General features: G+C 71.4%; 1 protein-coding gene. It reads left to right on the plus strand.

Features of this window, described 5'->3' with window-relative positions:
- Positions 1 to 765: Ig-like domain-containing protein (locus tag ACLU3S_RS37015; RefSeq protein ID WP_413956357.1), on the plus strand; the 765-nt coding region annotated here is incomplete at both ends.

The following is a 765-nucleotide window of genomic DNA, read 5'->3' on the forward strand; positions in this document are numbered from 1 at the left end:
GACTACACCGGCTCCACCTCACCGGTCGACACCCAGACCGTGACCCAGGCCGCCACCACAACCGCACTGGCGTCGGCACCGGACCCCTCGGTGTCCGGGCAGGCCAAGACACTCACCGCCACCGTCGCCGCCATTCCTCCCGGCGCCGGCACACCCACCGGCACCGTCAGCTTCTTCGACGGCGCCACCCTCCTCGGCACCACCACACTGGCCGGCGGCATCGCCACCCTGACGACCTCCGCCCTCAGCGTCGGAACCCACTCCCTCACAGCCGTCTACAACGGCAGCACCGACTACACCAGTTCGACATCACCCGTCGACACGCAGACCGTGACCCAGGCCGCCACCACCACGGGCCTGGCGTCGGCACCGGACCCCTCGGTGTTCGGCCAGGCCAAGACACTCACCGCGACCGTCGCCGCCGTTCCTCCCGGCGCCGGCACACCCACCGGCACCGTCAGCTTCTTCGACGGCGCCACCCTCCTCGGCACCACCACACTCGCCGGCGGCATCGCCACCCTGACGACCTCAACTCTCGCGGTGGGCTCGCACTCCCTGACCGCGGTCTACAACGGCAGCACCCACTACACCGGCTCCACCTCACCGGTCGACACCCAGACCGTGACCCAGGCCGCCACCACCACGGGCCTGGCGTCGGCACCGGACCCCTCGGTGTCCGGGCAGGCCAAGACACTCACCGCGACCGTCGCCGCCATTCCTCCCGGCGCCGGCACACCCACCGGCACCGTCAGCTTCTTCGACGGC

Source organism: Streptomyces sp. AF1A, from assembly GCF_047340315.1.
GTDB lineage: Bacteria > Actinomycetota > Actinomycetes > Streptomycetales > Streptomycetaceae > Streptomyces.